General features: G+C 64.8%; 23 protein-coding genes and 2 pseudogenes. 17 read left to right on the top strand and 8 right to left on the bottom strand.

Annotated elements, in window-relative coordinates:
- Window positions 1–180: 180 nt before the first annotated feature.
- Window positions 181–414 (top strand): hypothetical protein, encoded by a 234-nt coding sequence (locus BLEFHOIH_RS14780; protein WP_088346854.1) that lies wholly within the window; start codon window positions 181–183, stop codon window positions 412–414.
- Window positions 415–475: 61 nt separating this feature from the next.
- On the opposite strand, the gene BLEFHOIH_RS14785 is transcribed toward BLEFHOIH_RS14780, so the two are convergent.
- Window positions 476–1,081: a hypothetical protein gene (locus BLEFHOIH_RS14785; protein ID WP_125461720.1), complete on the bottom strand. Its 606-nt coding sequence runs from the start codon at window positions 1,079–1,081 to the stop codon at window positions 476–478.
- 254 nt (window positions 1,082–1,335) lie between these two features.
- Here BLEFHOIH_RS14785 and BLEFHOIH_RS14790 point away from each other — a divergent pair, with 254 nt between their 5' ends.
- The 7 genes from BLEFHOIH_RS14790 (at window position 1,336) to BLEFHOIH_RS14820 (ending at window position 6,354) form a co-directional block, all read left to right on the top strand.
- Complete coding sequence (locus tag BLEFHOIH_RS14790) at window positions 1,336–1,479, top strand: aa3-type cytochrome c oxidase subunit IV (RefSeq protein ID WP_125461721.1); 144 nt, start codon at window positions 1,336–1,338, stop codon at window positions 1,477–1,479.
- 49 nt (window positions 1,480–1,528) lie between these two features.
- Window positions 1,529–2,668, top strand: coding sequence for a Re/Si-specific NAD(P)(+) transhydrogenase subunit alpha (locus tag BLEFHOIH_RS14795; protein ID WP_088346756.1), 1,140 nt, complete (start codon window positions 1,529–1,531; stop codon window positions 2,666–2,668).
- Window positions 2,665–3,060, top strand: coding sequence for a proton-translocating transhydrogenase family protein (locus tag BLEFHOIH_RS14800; RefSeq protein ID WP_088346758.1), 396 nt, complete (start codon window positions 2,665–2,667; stop codon window positions 3,058–3,060). Before BLEFHOIH_RS14795 ends, BLEFHOIH_RS14800 begins: the two co-directional genes overlap by 4 nt.
- Window positions 3,057–3,584, top strand: a complete 528-nt coding sequence (locus BLEFHOIH_RS14805; protein ID WP_125461722.1) for a hypothetical protein — start codon at window positions 3,057–3,059, stop codon at window positions 3,582–3,584. The genes BLEFHOIH_RS14800 and BLEFHOIH_RS14805 overlap by 4 nt, the downstream gene beginning before the upstream one ends.
- A 145-nt stretch (window positions 3,585–3,729) precedes the next feature.
- On the top strand, window positions 3,730–5,124 hold the full coding sequence (locus tag BLEFHOIH_RS14810; RefSeq protein WP_088346762.1) for an NAD(P)(+) transhydrogenase (Re/Si-specific) subunit beta: 1,395 nt from the start codon (window positions 3,730–3,732) through the stop codon (window positions 5,122–5,124).
- A 76-nt stretch (window positions 5,125–5,200) separates the two neighbouring features.
- On the top strand, window positions 5,201–5,494 hold the full coding sequence (locus BLEFHOIH_RS14815) for a hypothetical protein (RefSeq protein ID WP_125461723.1): 294 nt from the start codon (window positions 5,201–5,203) through the stop codon (window positions 5,492–5,494).
- 35 nt (window positions 5,495–5,529) lie between these two features.
- The gene (locus BLEFHOIH_RS14820; protein WP_245297019.1) at window positions 5,530–6,354 is read left to right on the top strand and encodes an alpha/beta hydrolase; all 825 of its coding nucleotides are present in this window, start codon (window positions 5,530–5,532) and stop codon (window positions 6,352–6,354) included.
- A gap of 43 nt (window positions 6,355–6,397) precedes the next feature.
- Here BLEFHOIH_RS14820 and betA read toward each other — a convergent pair whose 3' ends face one another.
- The 3 genes and pseudogenes from betA to betI all read right to left on the bottom strand — a co-directional run.
- Window positions 6,398–8,059 carry a choline dehydrogenase gene (gene betA, locus BLEFHOIH_RS14825; RefSeq protein ID WP_088346766.1) on the bottom strand — a complete coding sequence of 554 codons (1,662 nt, stop codon included), beginning with the start codon at window positions 8,057–8,059 and terminating at the stop codon, window positions 6,398–6,400.
- Window positions 8,060–8,067: 8 nt separating this feature from the next.
- Window positions 8,068–9,483 (bottom strand): annotated as a pseudogene (gene betB / locus BLEFHOIH_RS14830) (betaine-aldehyde dehydrogenase); the annotation flags it as partial.
- Window positions 9,484–9,585: 102 nt separating this feature from the next.
- Window positions 9,586–10,200 (bottom strand): annotated as a pseudogene (betI, locus tag BLEFHOIH_RS27270) (transcriptional regulator BetI); the annotation flags it as partial.
- 285 nt (window positions 10,201–10,485) lie between these two features.
- Here betI and BLEFHOIH_RS14835 point away from each other — a divergent pair.
- From BLEFHOIH_RS14835 to choV, 3 genes are all read left to right on the top strand, one after another.
- Window positions 10,486–11,436, top strand: coding sequence for a choline ABC transporter substrate-binding protein (locus BLEFHOIH_RS14835; RefSeq protein WP_088346770.1), 951 nt, complete (start codon window positions 10,486–10,488; stop codon window positions 11,434–11,436).
- 182 nt (window positions 11,437–11,618) lie between these two features.
- Window positions 11,619–12,452 (top strand): choline ABC transporter permease subunit, encoded by an 834-nt coding sequence (gene choW / locus BLEFHOIH_RS14840; protein WP_088346772.1) that lies wholly within the window; start codon window positions 11,619–11,621, stop codon window positions 12,450–12,452.
- Window positions 12,453–12,469: 17 nt separating this feature from the next.
- Window positions 12,470–13,654 (top strand): choline ABC transporter ATP-binding protein, encoded by a 1,185-nt coding sequence (gene choV, locus BLEFHOIH_RS14845; RefSeq protein ID WP_088346774.1) that lies wholly within the window; start codon window positions 12,470–12,472, stop codon window positions 13,652–13,654.
- Window positions 13,655–13,779: 125 nt separating this feature from the next.
- On the opposite strand, the gene BLEFHOIH_RS14850 is transcribed toward choV, so the two are convergent.
- From BLEFHOIH_RS14850 to BLEFHOIH_RS14860, 3 genes are all read right to left on the bottom strand, one after another.
- Window positions 13,780–14,067, bottom strand: coding sequence for a hypothetical protein (locus BLEFHOIH_RS14850; protein ID WP_088346776.1), 288 nt, complete (start codon window positions 14,065–14,067; stop codon window positions 13,780–13,782).
- On the bottom strand, window positions 14,067–15,191 hold the full coding sequence (lpxD, locus tag BLEFHOIH_RS14855) for a UDP-3-O-(3-hydroxymyristoyl)glucosamine N-acyltransferase (RefSeq protein WP_245297020.1): 1,125 nt from the start codon (window positions 15,189–15,191) through the stop codon (window positions 14,067–14,069). Before lpxD ends, BLEFHOIH_RS14850 begins: the two co-directional genes overlap by 1 nt.
- A gap of 443 nt (window positions 15,192–15,634) precedes the next feature.
- On the bottom strand, window positions 15,635–15,973 hold the full coding sequence (locus BLEFHOIH_RS14860) for a YkgJ family cysteine cluster protein (protein WP_088346857.1): 339 nt from the start codon (window positions 15,971–15,973) through the stop codon (window positions 15,635–15,637).
- Between the two features lie 220 nt (window positions 15,974–16,193).
- Here BLEFHOIH_RS14860 and BLEFHOIH_RS14865 point away from each other — a divergent pair, with 220 nt between their 5' ends.
- Window positions 16,194–17,030: a transglutaminase family protein gene (locus BLEFHOIH_RS14865; protein ID WP_088346778.1), complete on the top strand. Its 837-nt coding sequence runs from the start codon at window positions 16,194–16,196 to the stop codon at window positions 17,028–17,030.
- An 89-nt stretch (window positions 17,031–17,119) separates the two neighbouring features.
- On the opposite strand, the gene BLEFHOIH_RS14870 is transcribed toward BLEFHOIH_RS14865, so the two are convergent.
- Window positions 17,120–17,329, bottom strand: coding sequence for a cold-shock protein (locus tag BLEFHOIH_RS14870; protein WP_088346858.1), 210 nt, complete (start codon window positions 17,327–17,329; stop codon window positions 17,120–17,122).
- A 510-nt stretch (window positions 17,330–17,839) separates the two neighbouring features.
- Here BLEFHOIH_RS14870 and BLEFHOIH_RS14875 point away from each other — a divergent pair.
- The 5 genes from BLEFHOIH_RS14875 to BLEFHOIH_RS14895 all read left to right on the top strand — a co-directional run bounded on the left by BLEFHOIH_RS14875 (window position 17,840) and on the right by BLEFHOIH_RS14895 (window position 21,035).
- A complete protein-coding gene (locus BLEFHOIH_RS14875) occupies window positions 17,840–18,028 on the top strand; it encodes a hypothetical protein (protein WP_088346780.1) in 189 nt (62 codons plus the stop codon).
- Between the two features lie 198 nt (window positions 18,029–18,226).
- Window positions 18,227–19,000, top strand: coding sequence for a thioredoxin family protein (locus BLEFHOIH_RS14880; RefSeq protein WP_088346782.1), 774 nt, complete (start codon window positions 18,227–18,229; stop codon window positions 18,998–19,000).
- A gap of 68 nt (window positions 19,001–19,068) precedes the next feature.
- Window positions 19,069–19,476 carry a VOC family protein gene (locus tag BLEFHOIH_RS14885; protein WP_088346784.1) on the top strand — a complete coding sequence of 136 codons (408 nt, stop codon included), beginning with the start codon at window positions 19,069–19,071 and terminating at the stop codon, window positions 19,474–19,476.
- 50 nt (window positions 19,477–19,526) lie between these two features.
- A complete protein-coding gene (locus BLEFHOIH_RS14890) occupies window positions 19,527–20,609 on the top strand; it encodes a glycoside hydrolase (RefSeq protein ID WP_088346786.1) in 1,083 nt (360 codons plus the stop codon).
- 132 nt (window positions 20,610–20,741) lie between these two features.
- Window positions 20,742–21,035, top strand: a complete 294-nt coding sequence (locus BLEFHOIH_RS14895) for a MoaD/ThiS family protein (protein ID WP_088346788.1) — start codon at window positions 20,742–20,744, stop codon at window positions 21,033–21,035.
- Window positions 21,036–21,044: the final 9 nt, after the last annotated feature.

Consider the following 21,044-nt stretch of genomic DNA (forward strand, 5'->3'; position numbering starts at 1 on the left):
GGGCATCGCTTCACCGCTCGTCCCTCTTGCCCTCTCCCCTTGAGGGAGAGGGCCCCCGCCGTCAGGCGGGTGGGTGAGGGGGCTTTGCCGCCGCTCAACCTCCCCTGCTAATCACGACACCCTCCGCCTGGACGAAACATCCGTACTCCGATAGTCTGGATGGCCCGAGCGGAGGCGAGCATGACACTCATATGGCTTGGCGCGCTGTTGATCCTTTGCGGAGTGCTGTTCATGGCGCTTCAGCCCATCCTCGGAGGACGGTTCAGCCGTCTGAGGCGCGTTCGCCCGGCGCGGCCCGGCAATACGCTGGAACCGGAGCAGCCGGCCAGCGGCCTCGGCTTCAGCGCCAACTGGCCCGGCCTTGCGATGCTGGCGCTCGGCGCCGTGCTGCTGCTGGTCGGGGCGGCGTCCTAGCCACCCAATAAAGACCCCAGCTTTGCTATCCCCCGCAGCAGCGGCGGGTCGACGGCACTCGCTATTTCATCTTCGGGCAGTGAGCGCCGACATACTCGTTCACGCCCTTGATGAAATCACTGTGGAAATAGCCGAAGGTCGATTCGAACTTCCACGCCGCCCAGACGACGTTGCGCACCAGCGCGGTGCCCTCAATGTCCTGCAGGCCGAGCGAAACCGAGGTCGCCTTACCGTCCTTGAACTCAATCACCGGCGCCATATTGGCTCTCAGCTCGTGCCGGCCCCCCTCGGCGTCGATCTCGCAGCGCACCGGCTGCGGCGGCGCCTTCAGCGTATATTTCGCCTCGGTCAGGGCGGGGGCGAGCAGGGCACGGCTGACGTCGAACTTGGCGGAGCAGCGCGCGTCGCCGAACGGCCAGCTAATCTTGCCCTTCTTGACCGCCTTGGTGATCTCTTCCTTGTACCAGGTTTCGGCGAGGTCGCATTTCAGGCCCGCGCCCGAGGCGGACGGCGCATTGACGATCGCGCACAGATCCCGGTCGCATTGGCGCTGACCCTCCTTGTCCGTCGGCAACTCGGTTTGCTGCGCCCGCCCCGCCCCCGCTCCGACGGCGAGGCCAAAACCCAGTGCAAGAATCCCCCACGCAAAGCTCACCCCGCCTTTCATGCCCATCGCCTTTCCGCCCAAATGCCTAAATTTGCGCCCAATGAAACCAAATCCGTATGGCAAAACCAAATCCAGCCGGCCGGTTCCGCGAGCAAAATCGGGGACGGGCGGCGCCGGGAGATCGCTCCGGGCGGCGCAAAATACGCCTGCGAAACTGAACGGGCCTATAAGACGCATGAACGAGCGATTGCTGTAGACGGAAGCTTTGCTATAGTCCGGCGCGAATTGCACGCGGTCGGCGAATGGAGGCTCTGATGACAGTCGATATGTCTGAAGGCAATGAGAATATGGATTACGCAGCGCATCAGCGCACCTATGATTTGTTCACCGGGCTGGTGAAGTACGGCACGATCGGGGTCGTCCTCGTCCTCTTCCTGATGTGGATCTTCCTCGTCTGAGAATGCCCTCAATCCAGTCAGGCTGTCGGTCGGCGGCGCGGAGTCAAATATGATCGTGGTAGCGGCTACCGCTGAAAGCGGCGGCGAGACGCGTGTTGCTCTGTCGCCGGAAACGGCGAAGAAGTTCAAGGGCCTCGGCGTCGAGGTGAGATTTCAGGCGGGCGCCGGCCTGCCGTCGCATTTTCCGGACAAGGCCTTCGCCGATGCCGGGGCAACCATCGTGCCGACCGCCGAGGCGGCGCTGAAGGATGCCGATATCGTCCTTAAGGTGCGCCGTCCGTCAGCCGCGGAACTGGCTGCGATGAAGCCCGGCGCGGTGCTGGCTGCCATGCTCGACCCTTATGGCGGCGGCGCCGAGATCGACGCGCTGGCCAAATCCGGCGTCAACGCCTTCTCGATGGAGTTCATCCCGCGCATCTCGCGCGCCCAGAGCATGGACGTGCTGTCCAGCCAGGCCAATCTCGCCGGCTATAAGGCCGTCGTCGATGCGGCGGCGCGCTTCTCCCGCGCCATGCCGATGATGATGACCGCCGCCGGCACGGTGCCCGCCGCGCGCGTCTTCGTGATGGGCGTCGGCGTCGCGGGCCTCCAGGCCATCGCCACGGCGCGGCGGCTCGGGGCGGTGGTGTCGGCCACCGACGTGCGGCCCGCGACCAAGGAGCAGGTCGAATCGCTCGGCGCCAAATTCGTCGCCGTCGAGGACGAGGAATTCAAGCAGGCGGAAACCTCCGGCGGCTACGCCAAGGAAATGTCGGCCGAATACAAGGCCAAGCAGGCCGAGCTGGTCGCCAATCACGTCACGGCGCAGGACATCGTCATCACCACGGCGCTGATCCCGGGTCGTCCCGCGCCCAAGCTGATCTCGAAGGCGATGATCGAAAGCATGAAGCCGGGGTCGATCATCGTCGATCTGGCGGCGGAGCGCGGCGGCAATGCCGAGCTGACCATGCCGGGCGAGATCGTCGACCATCACGGCGTCACCATCATGGGTGAGCTGAATTTGCCGGGGCAGGTCTCGGGCAATGCGTCGAGCCTGTACGCACGCAATCTCTACGCCTTCGTCGAGCTGATGATCGACAAGAAGGAAGGCGCGCTGAAAATCGACTGGGACGACGAGATCATCAAGGGCACCGCCCTGACGCGCGACGGCCAGATCGTTCACCCTAGCCTGACGGGAGCCAAGGCATGAAACGCAAAGGCATTTTGAGCGCGGCGGCGGCTCTGGCGGCCCTTACCCCGAATGCGGCCTGGGCAGCGGGCGGCGCGCATGTCGACCCGTTCGTGTTCCAGCTCTCGATCTTCGTGCTGGCGGTGTTCGTCGGCTATTACGTCGTCTGGAGCGTGACGCCGGCGCTGCATACGCCGCTGATGTCCGTCACCAACGCCATTTCCTCGGTGATCGTGGTCGGCGCGCTCCTCGCCGTCGGCGTCGAGCACGCGGCGGGCGATGTGCTGCAGGGCGCGGGCGCCTCGAAGGTTTTCGGCTTCCTGGCGCTGATGATGGCGGCGGTCAATATTTTCGGCGGCTTCCTGGTCACCCAGCGCATGCTGGCAATGTACAAGAAGAAAGAAAAAAAATGACACCCGGGCCTCGCGGCGTTTTTCGGCATGTCCTCTCGCTGGCCATGGTGCTGGCGCTGGCAGGCTGCTTCAAATCCGCCGCGCCGCTCATCGACACCGCCCATGCGAAATATCCGTTTACCGCGATTTCGCTGAAGGACGACGAAGGACAGATCGTGGCGCTGAAGCGGGAGGGCGATATCTACCGCTTCATCGAACAGGGCCAGCCGCCGCCGCAAGTGCCGTCGGCCTATCTGCTGCATGAAATCGGGGAAAACGCCTATGTCATCCAGGAAGCCAGCGATTCCGGCGAGGCGACCTATATCTTCGCCAAGCGCGACGGCGACAGCGTGATCATCCGCCCGGTTTGCCGGGGCCTCGCGCCGGACCTGCTGCAAAAGCTGAAGGTCGAAGCGCGCGAAGAGGCGCAGAGCTATGTGTTCGACTGCTACGTGAAGGATCTCGACGGCCTGGTCGGCATGGGCACATCGCCGACGATCTGGTCCGACGCGACCAAGACGCTCAAAATCATCTCGATCGAATAAGGGGAGAAAGCAGCATTGGGGGCCGCCTTCTTCTTCATGCCGAATATCCCGCCGACCATCCGATATCGTTACCGCACATCCAGTCACCGACTGATCTTCGCAGCCATAAACACGCCGATCTTTGCTAAGGGCGAGGGAAAACCACATGTCCGCTGATCTTGTAGCGCTCCTCTATCTCGTCTCGGGCGTGCTGTTCATCCTTGCCCTGCGCGGGCTTTCGAGCCCGGAAACCGCGCGCCAGGGCAACCAATTCGGCATGGCCGGCATGACGCTCGCCATCCTGACGACACTCGCCGTGGTCGCCCCGCGCGACGGCACCACTTGGCTGATGATCGTCGGCGGCCTCGCCATCGGCGGCGGCATCGGCGCCTATACGGCGCGCTCGATCGCCATGACCGCCATGCCGCAGCTCGTCGCCGCCTTCCACAGCCTCGTCGGCCTCGCGGCGGTGTTCGTCGCCGCCGCGGCGCTCTATGCGCCGGAAGCCTTCGGCATCGGCTCGCCCGGTAATATCGCTGTGGCGACGCTCGTCGAAATGTCGCTCGGCGTCGCCATCGGCGCGATCACCTTCTCCGGCTCGATCATCGCTTTCCTGAAGCTCGACGGGCGCATGTCCGGCGCGCCAATCCTCTTGCCCGCCCGCCATCTCATCAACATCGCGCTCGCCGCCGGCCTGATCGTGCTGATCGCGCTGTTCTGCACCAGCGGCTCGGCGCTGCTGTTCTGGGCGATCACGGTGGTGGCGCTGGTGCTCGGCGTGCTCATCATCGTGCCGATCGGCGGCGCGGACATGCCGGTCGTCGTCTCGATGCTGAATTCCTATTCCGGCTGGGCCGCCGCCGGCATCGGTTTCACGCTCGGCAATTCGGCTCTCATCATCACCGGCGCGCTGGTCGGCTCCTCGGGTGCGATCCTGTCCTACATCATGTGCAAGGGCATGAACCGCTCCTTCATCTCGGTGATCCTCGGCGGCTTCGGCGGTGAGACCGCGGCAGCCGGCGGCAAGGCCGAGACGCGGCCCGTCAAGCAGGGCTCGGCGGACGACGCCGCCTTCATTCTGAAGAACTCCTCCAAGGTCATCATCGTCCCCGGTTACGGCATGGCCGTCGCCCAGGCCCAGCACGCGCTGCGCGACATGGCCGACACGCTGAAGAAGCACGGCGTCGATGTCTCTTACGCCATTCATCCGGTCGCGGGCCGCATGCCCGGCCACATGAACGTGCTCTTGGCCGAGGCGAACGTGCCCTATGATGAGGTGTTCGAGCTCGAGGACATCAACAACGCCTTCAGCCAGGCCGACGTCGCCTTCGTCATCGGCGCCAATGACGTCACCAACCCCGCCGCCAAGGAAGACCCGTCCTCGCCGATCTTCGGCATGCCGGTGCTGGAAGTGTGGAAGGCCGGCACGGTGATGTTCATCAAGCGCTCGCTATCCTCGGGCTATGCGGGCATCGACAACACGCTGTTCTACCGCGACAACACCATGATGCTGTTCGGCGACGCCAAGAAGATGACCGAGGAAATCGTCAAAGCTTTCTGAGCTTGATAATTGTCGCGGAAAAGCCGTAAGCAGAGGCAAGAACACCCGCTCGGCGAAGGTTTTGGGAGCTCGCGTCATGCGTCGGTTTTTCAGGTTTCTATTTGTCGTGTCGATCATAGCAACGGCCGGCGCGCTGTATTGGCGGACCTTCCTCCCGGAAGCCGGCGCGCCCACCGCCTCGCAGCCGCAACTGCGCGGCATCGAAAAGAGCCCTGACGGCACCGGCCCGGCCGAGCGGTCGTTCCGGAGTGACGCCAAACCCTCCGAGCGGCAGGATTTGGCCGTCACCATCTCGATCCTGTCCTCGATCATCTCCGCCGTCGCCGCGCTGGCCCAGACCTGGCTGACGGCGCGCGCCTATCGGCGATAGGCCGTGCCATTGCACCCAAGCTCCCAGGTGGGAAGGTGACGCAGGGGCTGCTCATCGTCGCGCTCGGCCTCGTGGGCCTGTACGTGGCGGCGGCATTCTCGCTCTATATGCTGCAGCGGCGGCTGATCTATTTCCCCGACTCGACCTATTACACGCCCGAGGATGAAGGGCTGACCGATGTGCGCGAGGTCAAGCTCGACACGCCGGACGGCGAGCGGGTCATCGCCTGGTGGTCGCGCGCCGCCAAGGGGCAGCCGACGCTGATCTATTTCCACGGCAATGCCGGCAATCTGGTCGATGCCTCGGAGCGGTTGAAGATGTACGCCAATGTCGGCCTCGGCGTGTTCATGCCCTCCTATCGCGGCTATTCCGGCAGCTCCGGCAGGCCCTCCGAGACGGCGCTGGTGGCGGATGCGCTGCTCGCCTACGACTATCTGCGCAAGCAGGGCCTGCCGGCCTCCGACATCATCCCCTATGGCGAATCGCTTGGCACCGGCGTCGCGGTGCAATTGGCGGCGGCCCGGCCGGTCGGCGCGCTGATCCTCGACGCGCCCTACACCTCGCTGCCCGATGTCGGAAAGCTGCTCTACCCGATCATGCCGGTGCAGACCTTCATGGTCGACCGCTTCGAGTCGAAGCGCCATATCGCGGGGGTGAAAGCCCCCATCCTCATCATGCACGGCACCGCCGACCGGACCGTGCCCTTCTCGCTCGGCAAGCAGCTTTTCGATCTGGCGCCGGAGCCCAAGCAGATGGCCGTGCTGAACGGGGCCGGGCATTCCGACATCTATAATTTCGGCGCCCTCGCCCGCTTGCGCGCCTTCATCGCAAAATACCGCCAAAAGCCCGAGGCGCGGTGAGCCCGGTCCGTGCGAGGGCGGGGGGGCCCAAACCCGGTCAGGCTCACTCCGCCGCGCGGCCGAGCGCGCCATATTCCGCGTTCGACGCCGCCAGCAGCCCCTTGCCGAGAATATGGTCCGCCGCCTTCTCGCCGATCATGATGGTGGGCGCGTTGAGGTTGCCCGTCGTGATCGAGGGCATGATCGAGCTGTCGGCGATGCGCAAGGCATCGAGGCCGATGACGCGCGCCTGCGGATCGACGACCGCCATGCGGTCGCCCGGCGCGCCCATGCGGCAGGTGCAGGACGGGTGGAAGGCGCTCTCCACCTTGGCGCGGATGAACGCGTCGATGGCCTCGTCGCTCGTGACCTCCGCGCCGGGCTGGATCTCACGGCCGCGATAGGGATCGAAGGCGGGCTGCGCAAAGATCTCGCGCGTCAGCCGCACGCAGGCGCGCATTTCGGTCCAGTCGTCGGGATGGCTCATATAGTTGAACAGGATGCGCGGATGGTCGCGCGGGTCAGCCGATTTCAGCCGCACCCAGCCCCGGCTCTTCGAGCGCATCGGGCCGACATGGGCCTGAAAGCCGTGCTCGGTGGCGAGGTGCTTGCCGTCATAGCTCACGGCGAGCGGCAGGAAATGATACTGGATGTCGGGATAGTCGATTCCGGGCCGCGAGCGGATGAAGCCGCAGCTCTCGAAATGGTTGGTCGCGCCAAGCCCGCTGCGGAAGGCGAGCCAGCGCGCGCCGACCCTCGCCCGCCCTAAAAGGCCCTGCCAGGAATAGAGCGTGATCGGCTGGCGGCAGGCGACCTGGAAATAGAATTCCAGATGATCCTGCAAATTCTCGCCGACGCCGGGGAGGTCGTGCAGGACATCGATGCCGTGCTGGCGCAGTTCCCCGGCGGGTCCGACGCCGGACAGTTTCAGAAGCTGCGGCGTGTTGATCGGGCCGCCCGACAGCACCACCTCGCGCCGCGCCCTCAACTCGCAGGCCCGCCCGCCGCGCTCATAGGCGATGCCGATTGCGCGGCGTCCTTCGAACAGGATGCGCGTCGCCAGCGCGCCGGTGATCACGGTCAGGTTCGGGCGCTTCATGGCGGGCTTCAGATAGGCGTTCGCAGTGGACCAGCGCCGGCCGTCCTTCACCGTCATGTCGAGCCGCCCAAAACCTTCTTGGGACTGGCCGTTAATATCCGCATTGGCCGGATAGCCCGCCTGCTTGCCTGCCTCGATGAAGGCGCGGTAGAGCGGATTGGCCAGCGCGCCATATTGCGTGGCGAGCGGACCGGCATCGCCGCGATAGGCGTTGCCGCCGTCGCGGCGCTTCTCGGCCCGGCGAAAATAGGGCAGCACATGGCGATAGCCCCAGCCGGACGCGCCTTCGCTCTCCCAGCGGTCGAAATCATGCGGGTTGCCGCGCACATAGACGAGGCCGTTCACCGAGGACGAGCCGCCGATCACCTTGCCGCGCGGGCAATGCAGAATGCGCCCGCCGAGGCCTGGTTCCGGCTCGGTGTGGTAACCCCAATTATAGGTTTTCGAGCGCATCGGCATGGAGAGTGCGGCGGGCATCTGGATCAGGATCGAGCGGTCGGAGCCGCCATATTCCAGCACGCAGACCTGATTGGCGCCATCCGCGCTCAGCCGGTCGGCGAGCACGCAGCCGGCGGAGCCTGCGCCGACGATGATGTAATCGAAGGTGGTGACGTCGTTGATGGCCATCTGGAGTCTCAATAGGGCGCTTCGATGCGGGCGAGATTGACGTAGACGCTCTTGATCTGGGTGTAGTGCTCGATCGCGGCCCTGGAGTTCTCCCGCCCGAGGCCCGAGCGCTTGAAGCCGCCGAAGGGCAGCTCGATGGGCGTGACATTGTACTGGTTGATCCAGCAGGTGCCCGCTTCCAGCCGCGCGATGACCCGATGGGCGCGGGCGAGGTCGCGGGTGAAGACGCCTGCCGCCAGGCCGAAATCGGTGGCATTGGCGCGGCGGATGACTTCCTCCTCGTCGCGGAAGCTGAGCACCGACATGACCGGGCCGAAGATCTCCTCGCGCACGATGCTCATATCGTCGGTGCAGCGGTCGAAGATGGCGGGCGCGACGAAAAAGCCGCGCTCGAGGCCGCCGCCGGTGACGCGCTCGCCGCCGATCAGCAGCGCCGCGCCTTCGCGCTTGCCCGCCTCGATCGAGCCGAGCACCTTGCGCATATGCGCCTCGGAGATCAGCGCGCCGACCTGGGTCGCCGGGTCGAGCGGATCGCCGATCTTCATCCGCCTCGTGCGGGCGAGCAGCTTGTCGAGGAAGGCCGCCTTGATCTTGGCATGGACGAAGACGCGGGTGCCGTTTGAGCAAACCTCACCCGCCGAGTAGAAATTGCCGAGCAGCGCGCCGGACACCGCGTCGTCGATATCGGCGTCCTCGAACACGATCAGCGGCGACTTGCCGCCGAGTTCCAGCGTGACGTGCTTGAGCGTGGCGCTGGCATCCGCCATGACCTTGCGGCCGGTGCCCGCCTCGCCGGTCAGCGAGACCTTGGTGATGCCGGGATGGCGGGTCAGCAAGCGGCCGGTCTCGGCAAAGCCCTGCACGACGGTGAACAGCCCGTCAGGTGCGCCCGCCTCGCGCAGGATGGCTTCGAGCCGGGGCGCGGTGAGCGGCGTCAGCTCGGCGGGCTTGAAGATCATCGCATTGCCGCAGGCGAGCGCGGGCGCGGCCTTCCAGCAGGCGATTTGCAAAGGGTAGTTCCACGCCCCGATGCCGGCGACCACGCCGAGCGGTTCGCGCCGTGTATAGCCGAAAGCCGATGGGCCGAGGTCGATCTGCTCGCCGGTCAGCGTGGCGGCGACGGAGGCGAAATAGTCAAAACAATCCGCGCCGGAGAGGACGTCCACCGCAATGGTTTCCTGGATCGGCTTGCCGGTGTCGCGGCTCTCCAATTGCGCAAGGTCTGCATTGCTCGCGCGCAGGAGGTCGGCGGCGCGGCGGAGGATGCGGGCGCGCTCGGCTCCGGTCAGGGCGGCCCAGCGGGTCTGCGCGTCCTTGGCGGCGGCGACGGCATCATCGACATCCGCGGCGGTCGAGACCCTGATTTCGGCGAGCACTTCGCCCGTCGCGGGATTGATCGAGGTGAAGTGCGTCGCGCTCGTCTCGCTCGCGGCATCGGGCCGATCCGCCGCGGACGCTGTGGCCGTTGCCTTCGCGCGCCGCGCGGAAGCTGGCGTCGATGATGCGCCTAAGGCCCCAAGCTGCCGGTCGACGAAATCGGTGGCAAAGCGGCGGGCATTGGCGCTTTCCGTCTCGCTTTTGCCCGAAAGCGTCGCGCGCAGCCACAGCCCGTCGATGACCGAGGCGACAAGCGTCGCCATGTCCACGGCCTGCTGCGGCGGCAGGAGCTGGCGCAGCGCATGGCTGAGATTGGAGATCATCCGCCGCTGATAGATCGCCTGCAGCCGCCGGAAGCGCGCCGAGTGGATCACCTGGCCCCAGAAGGCGAGCCAGACCGAGGCGGTGCGGCGCTCGAATTCCTCGGGCGAGAGATTGGCGTCGATGACCGCCTGGATGCGGGCGCGCGGGTCGCGGACGCTGCTCAGCCGGCGCGCGGCGGAATGGCCAAGGCGGCTCACCATATGCCGCAAGGTCGCCTCGAGCAGGCCATCCTTGTCGCCGAAATAATGCGCGACGAGGCCCGGCGACACGCCCGCCCGCCGCGCGATCTCGCCGAGCGTGCAGGCGCTGAAGCCGACATCGGCCAGCGTCTCGATGGTGGCATCGATGAGCTGCTGCCGCCGCTGATCCTCGGCCCGGGCGAGCGTAACGTCCCGCATCATCTTGCTCCTTGGTCGAGGGCTGGGCGGTATTCGCACCATAATGATGCATTGATTGAAGGTTCAATCAATAGACAAAAGCACGGGCCCAGACCTGCCCGTTTCCAAGGCAAGCTAAGGAAAAATGCTTAGAAATCTGACTGCTTTGGGAGCAGATCCATTGATTGAATGATCAAAAATAGGCAGTGACAAATCCTTAACATTCCGTTTGAATTTCAGATCAGCGCTGGCCGAGAATGGGTGAGCGGGCGAAGGGCGCGGGCGATTACGACTCGGCAGGCGCCTTCCGCTCCGAGGTCCTGAATTCAGGGGAAATGGGGAGCAGCAATGATCAGGTCGAACTTCGCATCCGCCGCAGCGATACTCGCCGCCGGTATTCTTAGCACCGCCTCCGCCTTCGCCGCCGATCCGGCGAGCTGCAAGGCCGTCCGCTTCGCCGATGTCGGCTGGACCGACATCACCGCGACGACCGCCGTCACCTCGGCGATCCTGGAAGGTCTCGGCTACGCGCCGAAGACCCAGGTGCTGTCGGTGCCGGTCACCTACGTATCGTTGAAGAACAAGGACATCGACATTTATCTCGGCAATTGGATGCCGACCCAGGCCGCCGACCGCAAGCCCTATGACGACGACAAATCCATCGAGGTGATCGGCCCCAATCTCGTCGGCGCCAAATACACCATGGCCGTGCCGACCTATCTTTACGACGCGGGCCTGAAGACCTTCGAGGACATCGCCAAGTTCAAGGACAAGCTCGGCGGCAAGCTTTACGGCATCGAACCGGGCAATGATGGCAACCGGCTGATCCTTGGCATGATCAACGAGGACAAGTTCGGCCTGAAAGGGTTCGAGCTGGTCGAGTCCAGCGAGCAGGGCATGCTGGCCCAGGTCGCGCGCTCGGCGCCGAAGAAGGAGCCGATCGTGTTCCTCGGCTGGGAGCCGCACCCGATGAACACCCGCTATTCGATCAAATATCTCTCCGGCGGCGATGATGTGTTCGGCCCCAATTACGGCGGGGCGGAAGTCTACACCAATATCCGCGCCGGCTGGGCCAAGGAATGCCCCAATGCCGGCAAGCTGATCGGCAATCTCAAATTCTCGCTGACGGCGGAAAACACCGTCATGGACTACATCCTCAATGAGAGCATGGAGCCGGAAAAGGCCGCCACGAAATGGCTGAAGGCCAATCCGGACGCCTGGGCGCCCTGGCTGGAAGGCGTGACGACCATCGACGGCAAGCCGGGCCTCGCCGCCGTCAAGGCCGCGCTCAAGCTCTGACGCATCGCGAGCCCCGCGCCTCGGCCGCATGGCCCTGGCGCGGCGGCCGTTCTTGCCGCATCATTCGGGAAGGCTGGATGCGGGTCCGGCCTCTTGCGGTGAAGATCATGCTCAAACAATAAGTTAGAGCCCGGTCATGCGGCCGTCATGACCGATCCGGCTCTAAGGGCGAGGTGGCGCGCATGTATGACTGGCTTGTCGATCACAAGATACCGCTCGGCCGATGGATGAAGTCGCTGATCGACTTCCTCACCCAGAATGCGGCCGGTGTTTTCGATTTCATCTCCCTGGTGCTCGGCACGATCATCGACGGGCTGACCAATCTGCTGCTGGCCCTGCCGCCCATGCTGGCCATCGGCCTCGCGGCGGCGGGCACCTATCTCGTCCACCGCAGCATCGGCCTCACCGCGTTCGTGCTGCTGTCGCTGCTGTTCGTCGCCAACCTCGGCTATTGGGAGCCGATGGTGCAGACGCTATCGCTGGTGGCCTGCGCGACCATCGTCTGCGTCATCATCGGCGTGCCGCTCGGCATCGCCGCCGCGCACCGGCCCTGGCTCTACTCGGCGCTGCGCCCCATCCTCGACCTGATGCAGACCATCCCCACCTTCGTCTACCTGATCCCGACGCTGGTGCTGTTCGGCCTCGGCACCGTGCCCGGCCTGATCTCGACGGTGATCTTCGCGCTGCCAGCGCCGGTGCGCCTCACCCATCTCGGCGTCTCCTCCGTGCCGACGCCGCTGCGCGAGGCCGCGCTCGCCTTCGGCGCGACACCCTCGCAGCTCCTGTTCAAGGTCGAACTGCCCGCCGCCTTGCCCACCATCATGGCGGGCATCACCCAATGCATCATGCTGTCGCTGTCCATGGTGGTGATCGCCGCCCTTGTCGGCGCGGACGGCCTCGGCAAGCCGGTGGTGCGGGCGCTGAACACGGTGAATGTGGCGACCGGCTTCGAAGCGGGGGCGGCCATCGTCATCCTGGCGATCATTCTTGATCGCGTTTTCCGGCGGCCGGAATGAGCGGGGGAGTGAGCGCCATGAACGTCGTCGAATTCCGCAATGTCGACATCATCTTCGGCTCGAAGCGCGCGGCGGCGGTGGCGCTGCTCGATGCCGGGGCGGCCCGCGAGCGCATCCTCGCTGAAACCGGCTGCGTGCTCGGCGCGGCGGGCGTCAATCTGGCGGTGAAGCGCGGCGAGATCTGCGTGCTGATGGGCCTGTCCGGCTCCGGCAAATCGACCTTGCTGCGCGCCGTCAACCGCCTCAACGAGGTGACGCGCGGCGAAGTGCTGGTCTCGCATGACGGCAAGCAGGTCAACGTCGCCACCTGCTCCGACGCCATGCTGCGGGACGTGCGCTCACGCACGGTCTCGATGGTGTTCCAGCAATTCGGCCTGCTGCCGTGGCGCACCGTGCGCGAGAATGCCGGCTTCGGCCTCGAATTGCGCGGCATGAAGCTCGCCGAATACACCCGCATCGTCGACGAGAAGCTGGAGATGGTCGGGCTGTCGCGCTGGGCCGACAAATATGTGCATGAGCTGTCCGGCGGCATGCAGCAGCGCGTCGGCCTCGCCCGCGCCTTCGCGACGGACGCGGACATCCTCCTGATGGACGAGCCGTTTTCGGCGCTTGATCCCCTCATCCGCGACAAGCTGCAGGACGAATTGCTGGCGCTGCAGGAGCGCATTTCGAAAACCATCATCTTCGTCAGCCACGACCTCGACGAGGCCATGAAGCTCGGCAACACGATCGCCATCATGGAAGGCGGGCGGATCGTGCAGGCGGGCACGGCCGAGGACATCCTGCTGCACCCAGCCGACGCCTACGTCACCGATTTCGTCAAGCACGTCAATCCGCTCAACGTGCTGCGCGGCAATGCGGTGATGACCCCGGCGGCGGCGCTGCCGCGCGACGGCCTCAAGGTGCTGGCCGGCCCGGACGGGCGCGTCAGCATCACCGTCGACGAGGCCGGCTGCCCGACCGGGGTCGAGATCGACGGCCGGATCGGCATTATCGCGAATTCCGAGAACGGCATTGTCCCCTGCGACGTGATCGTGGCGCCGGTCGATCTGAAGCTGCAGCAGGCCATCGCCCTGAAACAGCGCAGCGACCACCCGATCCTGCTGGTCGACAAGCTCGGCCGCCTCGCTGGCCTCTGCGACAACGCCGAAATTTATCGCGGCCTCTTGCGCAACGACCTGACGCCGCGCCCAGGCGAGTGATCGGCCGCGACCGGACCGCAGCGGAGTACCTTCTCCCTATGGGAGCGGCGGGATTCACACATTTTGGCCCTGGTGGGCGAGGGCGGCCAAGGTCCTAGCCGGCAGAGCCATTAAAAGCCGCCACATCAGCGGCTTGTCCACGTCGCTGCCGGATCGACTGCGCGCGCCTCGATCAGGCCGAGCCGCAGGCTGGCTGGGTCCTGTTTGGGCCGCCGTCCGGACGGTGAAGCTCCACCGTGCCGGCCTTGAGCGCGACTATTGCGGCCGGCGAAATTGATCTCGGTGGTGTCCTGCGCCGCGACGATGCTGCGGCCGCGCGCTGCCTCCGCCGCGCGGGCAAATGCGGCGCCAGCAGGCTGGCCGCGCGCTTGGGCGAACCGAGCAGCGGGTGCGTCGCCGACCTCGCCGCCCATCACGCCTTCGGGCGGCGCGATGCGCGCGATTTGGGCTTGCCGAGCTTCTTCAGCACGGCGACTTCCCGCGCCCATTCCTTGAAGGGCTTCGCCGGCGTCCCGCCCATGCGGGCCCCGGCGGGAACGTCGTCCTTGACATGGGCCATGCCCGCGATCTGCGCGCCCGTGCCGACCTTCACATGGCCGAGCACGCCGGAATGCGCGCCCATGACGACGAAGTCGCCCAGCTCCGACGAACCCGCGATGCCGCTTTGCGCCACGATCACGCAATGACGGCCGACCACCACATTATGCGCGATCTGCACCTGATTATCGATCTTGGTGCCCTCGCCGACGATGGTGTTGCCGAGGGAACCGCGATCGACGGTGGAATTGGCGCCGATCTCGACATCGTCGCCGATGATGACGCAGCCGATCTGCGGCACCTTCAGATGGCCGCGCGAACTCATGGCGAAGCCGAAACCGTCCTGGCCGATGCGGGCGCCGGCATGGATGATGACGTTATTGCCGATCAGCGCATGGGTGACAGACGCGCCCGCGCCGATATAGCAATCCGCGCCGAGCACGGTGCGGTAGCCGATCACGGCGCCGGCGGCGATGATGCTGCCCGGTCCGATGACCGCCTCGCGCGCGACGATGGCGCCCGGCTCTACGACGACACCTTCGGCGATCTGCGCCGTCGGATGGATCAGGCCGCCATTGGCCTCGGCGCCGATGGCGGCGGCCTTGCTGCGCATAGCATCGGCATAGAACAGCGTCAGCGCGCGGGCGAAGGCCTGATAAGGCGCGGCGGTGGTCAGCGTGGCGGTCTCGCGCGGGGCGCGGGCGGCAAAGCCGCTGGCCAGGATACACGCGCGCGCGGTGGTGACGGCGAGTTGCCCGACATATTTGCGGTTCTCGAAGAAGGCCAGATGCCCAGGCCCGGCGTCGCGCAAGGGACGCACGTCCTCGATCATGGCGGTGCCTTGCGCCGCGTCGGTGAGCTGCGCGCCGATGGCTTCTGCGATGACGGCCAGCGGGAACGGTCCCGCCCGCAGGAAGAAGCCGGGGTGGCTGGCGACCGCCGCCATAAGCGAGGGCGCCGGCGTGTCGCTGCGGGGCGGCATCGTTGCGGTGCGATTCATCGGATGCCCATCGCGAGCTCAATGCGGCCCTGCCGCGAACAAGGCTGCACGGGCGCGAAGGTCACACAGGCCGAAGCGTAAAAGCGGTTCAGGCGGATCGTCCTTCCACGGAGCGCGTCAGGCAGTTGGGAAGTCGTTGCCGCGCGAGGCTCCCTACCAGCAGCGGCCCGTCGAAATCGCCCCGCCTGGCCCTGGATGTCCGGTGATGTTCGAAGACGATCAACGGGAAGACCGAAGCTGCGGAAGGACGAAAATCTCGTAATGTGCCCCTAGTCCTTCGCGGCTGTGACCCCGGCATCGAACCCCCAGCGAGGCAGCGCAAGAAATAACACGGCGTATTATAGAGCGAAAGGCAAAACGCAATTTGGATCACGCCACCAAGCTGGAATAATCGCGGCAGCGCCAGCCCCGATTGCGAAGGATTTTCCAGCGTGGCGCGTAGCTTACCCGAATGTGGCGCCGTCGAGACCGTAGCGCGCCCGCGCCATGCGGCAGGCGTCGTCGCCCGGTTGGCAGGCGCGGCAGACGTCGGGGCGCAGGCCATAAATTCCGCAAGCGGTGGATTTGCCGATCTCGCCCTGTAGGGCCACGCAGCGGTCGCCCTCGCAGCGCATGCCGGACAGGCTGGCATTGACGAAATCCGCAGGAATCAGATCGAGTTCGGCATCGGATTCCAGCGTGAAGCGCGGCCATTCCTGCGAAAACGCACAGCAGGCGCCGCAGCTCTGGCAATCGAGCAGCTCGGTCGCGACCAGTCCGGCTGGGCTCCCTTGCTCAGACATCGCGCCTCGCGGCGGATGCAACACGCGGATAAGTGGCGGAGACGTCCGCGCCGCAATCTTCGCGCTCGCCAAATCGTGCCCCGCGTGAGACAGTCTTTTCGAAACAAAAGCTCGCCTGACGGGTTGCATCGATGAACGGCGCGGATTTGCTTGGGCGCGGCCGGGACCTGTCGAAGCCAGTCATTTTGGCCACCCTCGCTCCACACAGATCGGAACCAACGTGCGTATTCAAATCGGATGCGAGCTGACCTTCGAATTTCCGCAAGTCACGCCGCTGATCGCCATGCTCAACGTGCATTTCTCGCGCGTTTCGGATCTGGAGCGGCCGGACCATCTGACCACCTCGCCGCCGGTTCCGATCGAAGGCTACCGGGACTCGTTCGGCAATTGGTGCACGCGCCTTGTCGCGCCGGCGGGCCGTTTCACGCTCGGCACCGATACGATCATACGCGATCGCGGCATCCCCGACATCGTCAAGCTGGACGCCGTCCAGCACCAGGTGCAAGACCTGCCCGCCGAAACGCTGCAATTCCTGCTCGGCAGCCGCTATTGCGAGACCGATAAGCTGGCCGACGAAGCCTGGCGGCTGTTTAAGGACACCGCTCCCGGCTGGGCGCGCGTGCAGGCGGTTTGCGATTTCGTCCATAATCACATCACTTTCGGCTATGCCGAGGCCAGTCCGACGCGCACGGCGGCGGACGCCTATCGCGAGCGCCGCGGCGTCTGCCGGGATTTCGCCCATCTCGCCGTCACCTTCTGCCGCTGCCTGAACATCCCGGCGCGCTATTGCACCGGCTATGTCAGCGACATCGGCCAGCCGCCGCCTTACGAGCCGATGGACTTCGCCGCCTGGATGCAAGTCTATCTCGGCGGCCAGTGGCATACGTTCGATCCGCGCAACAATGCGCCGCGCATCGGGCGCATCCTGATGGCCTTCGGCCGCGACGCCGCCGATGTCCCCCTGACGCATATTTTCGGCCCGAGCGTGCTGTCCGGCTTCCGCGTCTGGACCGACGAAGTGCCGGTGCAGGAAAATGCGGTGGCCGCTCAATCCTGACGCCTGACGTTGCCGGACAGCGAAAAGCCGCCCCCAGGGGAGCGGCTTTCGTTCGGCGCTGCCCTCGGGCCGCGCTAAAAACTGAAGGCTTACGAAACCTGCAGCGTGCTGACGGCGATCTTGCCCGTGCGGGAATCGCGCTCGGTCTCGAAGCTGACTTTCTGGCCTTCGGCGAGGCCGCGAATGCCAGCGCGCTCGAGAGCGGTCGCATGCACGAACACATCATTGCCGCCGTCGTCGGGAGCGATGAAACCGAAGCCCTTTTGGCCGTTGTAGAACTTAACCGTACCGTTAGTCATGATATTCAACCTTTTCACTGCGAGTGCAGATGAGCAGCCGACGCAAGGTGCGTAAGCGACCGCTCGCCATATCGAAGTTTGGATAGAGTCTGAACGTGCACCTAGCAGCGCCAAGGTGTAACGGACCAATCGTCTGGCCAAAGTCGAGACGGCAACCTAGTCCTTAACGACGCCTATGACAAGCCGAACCTCAGACAACCGCATTTCAGACATCGGCACAACCTCTCTTTACCCTGGGGACAAGCCGATTTCGCTGACAGTTATCATAGGGGTAAATTGCGTCCCGCTAAGGAACGCATGCTAATTCCATGGTGTTCCTGCGTCTGTCATGCGACCATACTTATGTATTTTTACCGAGGCGCGGCGCCGAAATAGACCTGGGGATTCTCGGTCGATGCCGCGCCCACCGGATTTCTAGTCCCGAATGCCTTGAACATTTTGCCGCCGGCACCGTTTTCTGCCGGCGCCGTTTGCGCAGGCGTCCGCCCTTGCCAAGACCCGAGGATCACCATGTCGGAACACAAGTTCAAGATCGGCCAGTCGCTCAATTTCACCCCCCACCGGATGAGTTTTGGCGCCGGTCCCAGCAAGTGCAAGGTCGTGCGCTTGCTCTCCACCGACGCGGACGAGCCGAAATACCGCATCAAATGCCTCGCCGAGAGCTTCGAGCGTGTCGTGCAGGAAAGCGAACTGGGTTAAAACTCCGCAAGCCGCTCCAGCCGCGGGGCGCCCTGCCTGGCCGCGCCTCTCCGCGCCCTTTTTGCCGTTGCCCGCAACCCTCAGCGATTTTTTTTCGGCGCCTTGTCGGGATGCGCTCTGCTGCTTCGTCCTTTGTCACACGCCGCTTCCTAAGCTGGCATTTAGCCCCGAGGAAGCCGCAGACGGAGGAGTTGGACAATGGCCCCGAATGGCAGGACTGCCGCGAGACCGGCCCGCAGCATCGTCTCGCGCGAGGAATGGCTGACGGCCCGCAAGGCGCATCTCAAGAATGAAAAAGCCCTTACCCGCATGCGCGACATGGTCAGCGCCGAGCGGCGCGCTTTGCCCTGGGTGAAGGTCGAGAAGGACTATGTCTTCGACACCGCCGAGGGCAAACGGACGCTCGCCGAGCTTTTCGGCGCAAACAGCCAGCTCATCGTCCATCACTTCATGTGGCGCTGGGACCTGGATCAGGGCTGCGTGAGCTGCTCCCTGGCCGCCGATCACGCGGAAGGCGCCCTCGTCCATCTCCAACATCACGATGTCAGCTATGTGCGCGTCTCGCGCGCTCCGCTCGCCAAGCTGGAAGCCTATAAGAAACGCCTCGGCTGGACGGCCGAATGGGTGTCGTCCTATGGCAGCGACTTCAATTACGACTATCACGTCTCCTTCAGCAAGGACGACATGGCCTCCGGCAAGCTCTATTACAATTATCAGGAGATCCCAGAAGAATACGGACTGGACGAACTGCCCGGATTCAGCGTGTTCTACAAGGACGAGTCCGGCGAGGTCTTTCACACCTATTCGAGCTATGCGCGCGGCAATGAGGAAGTTATCGGCGCCTTCATCTATCTCGACATGACCCCGAAGGGAAGGAACGAGGACCGGATCATGGAATGGGTGAAGCGCAATGACGAGTATGAGGCGCAAGCTGGCGCGGATTCCTGCTGCCACACGGCCGCCACGGCATAGCTGAGCCGCAAAGACAATTTACACCCGCAAGACCAATCCAGAACGATATCAATCGCTAGGAGCAACCCATGGCATCCAAGATCTTCGTCAATCTGCCGGTGAAGGACCTGAACAAGTCCGTCGCGTTCTTCACCAAGCTTGGCTACAGCTTCAACCAGCAATTCACCGATGAAACCGCGACCTGCATGATCGTGTCGGAAGACATCTATGTGATGCTTCTCACGCATCCGAAATTCCAGAGTTTCACGCCGAAGCCGGTCGCTGATGCGACCAAGAGCACCGAAGTCCTGATCTGCCTGTCCTGCGAAAGCCGCGAGGCGGTCGGCGAAATGGTCGGGCGGGCGCTCGACGCGGGCGGGACCACGTTTAGCGAGCCGCAAGATCACGGTTTCATGCTCCACCACAGCATTCAGGATCTGGACGGGCATATTTGGGAATTCATGCATATGGACCCGAGCTTCGTCGAGAAAGCCTGATCGCGCGCTTCGGCGGGCAATGATGTCTATGGCAAACAAAGGAAGATGACATGGCGAGCAAAACGCTGGTGCTGATAGGGACGAAGAAGGGCGCGTTCGTGTTCGAGAGCGACGCCGCGCGGCGCTCCTGGGATTTGCGCGGTCCGTTCAATCCGGCATGGCCGATCAATCACGTCATCGCCGACCCGGAGACCGGCACCATCTATGCCGGCGGCGGCAATGAATGGTTCGGCCCGGCGGTATGGAAATCCACCGATCTCGGCGAGACCTGGACCCATTCGAGCGAGGGCCTCGCCTATGCGGCGGGCGAGACGCCGGTGAAATCGGTCTGGAGCCTCGCGCAATGCGGCTCCTGCCTTTATGCGGGCGTCGAGCCGGCCGGCCTGTTCCGCAGCGAGGATGGCGGCGAGAGCTGGTCGCATGTTTCGGGGCTGCGCGATCACCCGACCCGCCCTGAATGGCACCCGGGCGGCGCCGGGCTGATCCTGCATTCGATCGTCACCAACCCGAACGACGACCGGCAAATCTGGGTGGCAATGTCCTCGGTTGGCGTCTTCCACAGTTCCGATCGCGGCGAAAGCTGGGAGCCGCGCAATCGCGGCACGCGCAACGACTACGCGCCCGACGACCAGAAATACCCCGAATTCGGCCAATGCGTGCACTCGCTGGTGATGGCGGCGAACAAGCCGGAGCGGCTCTATCAGCAGAACCATTGCGGCATGTACCGCAGCGACGATGGCGGCCGCGAATGGCAGAGCATCGAGGCCGGCCTGCCCTCGACCTTCGGCTTCCCGGCGGCCGCCCATCCGAGCGATCCGGAGACGCTCTATCTGCTGCCGCTGAACGGCGATCAGGTCGGCCGCTACATGCCGGACGCCAAGGCCGCCGTCTGGCGGACGCGCGATGGCGGGAAAAATTGGCAGGCGCTGCGCCAGGGCCTGCCGCAGGAGAACGCCTTTTTCGGCGTGCTACGCCAGGCCATGGCGACGGACAAGCATGACCGCCCCGGCGTCTATTTCGGCACCAGCGGCGGCCAGTTCTATGCCAGCGCCGATGAGGGCGAGAGCTGGACCTGCGTCGCAGAGCACCTGCCGCCGATCTACTCTGTGGAGACTTTGGTAATGAAGGGCTAGCGGCTGGCGCCGTGCGTGTGGCCTCCCCCTCAACCGGTCGCCTTCGGCTCCCGCCGTTAAGCGGCCGGGTGAGGGGAGCCGCTTGCGCTAAACCGGCCCCTGCCGCATGATCCAATTGAGGAAATCACCGCGATGCCGAAAGACAACGCAACATCCGCCCCCACGGTCCTGGTGACGCTGCCGCGCGCGCTTCTCGACCTGTTTCCGGGCGCTGAAAAACAGCTCGAAATGTCGGCCGCGACGGTCGGCGAGATGATCGACGCGCTCGATGCCCGCTGGCCCGGAATGCGCGACCGGCTCTGCGACACCACCCCGCGCGTCCGGCGCCATCTCAATATTTTCGTCGAAGGCCGCCGCGCCGCCCTGGAGACGCCGCTGCCCGAAGGCGCCAAAATCTACGTGCTGACGGCGATGTCGGGCGGCTGAGCGGGATCG

The organism is Rhodomicrobium sp. R_RK_3 (genome assembly GCF_002198715.1).
GTDB lineage: Bacteria > Pseudomonadota > Alphaproteobacteria > Rhizobiales > Rhodomicrobiaceae > R-RK-3.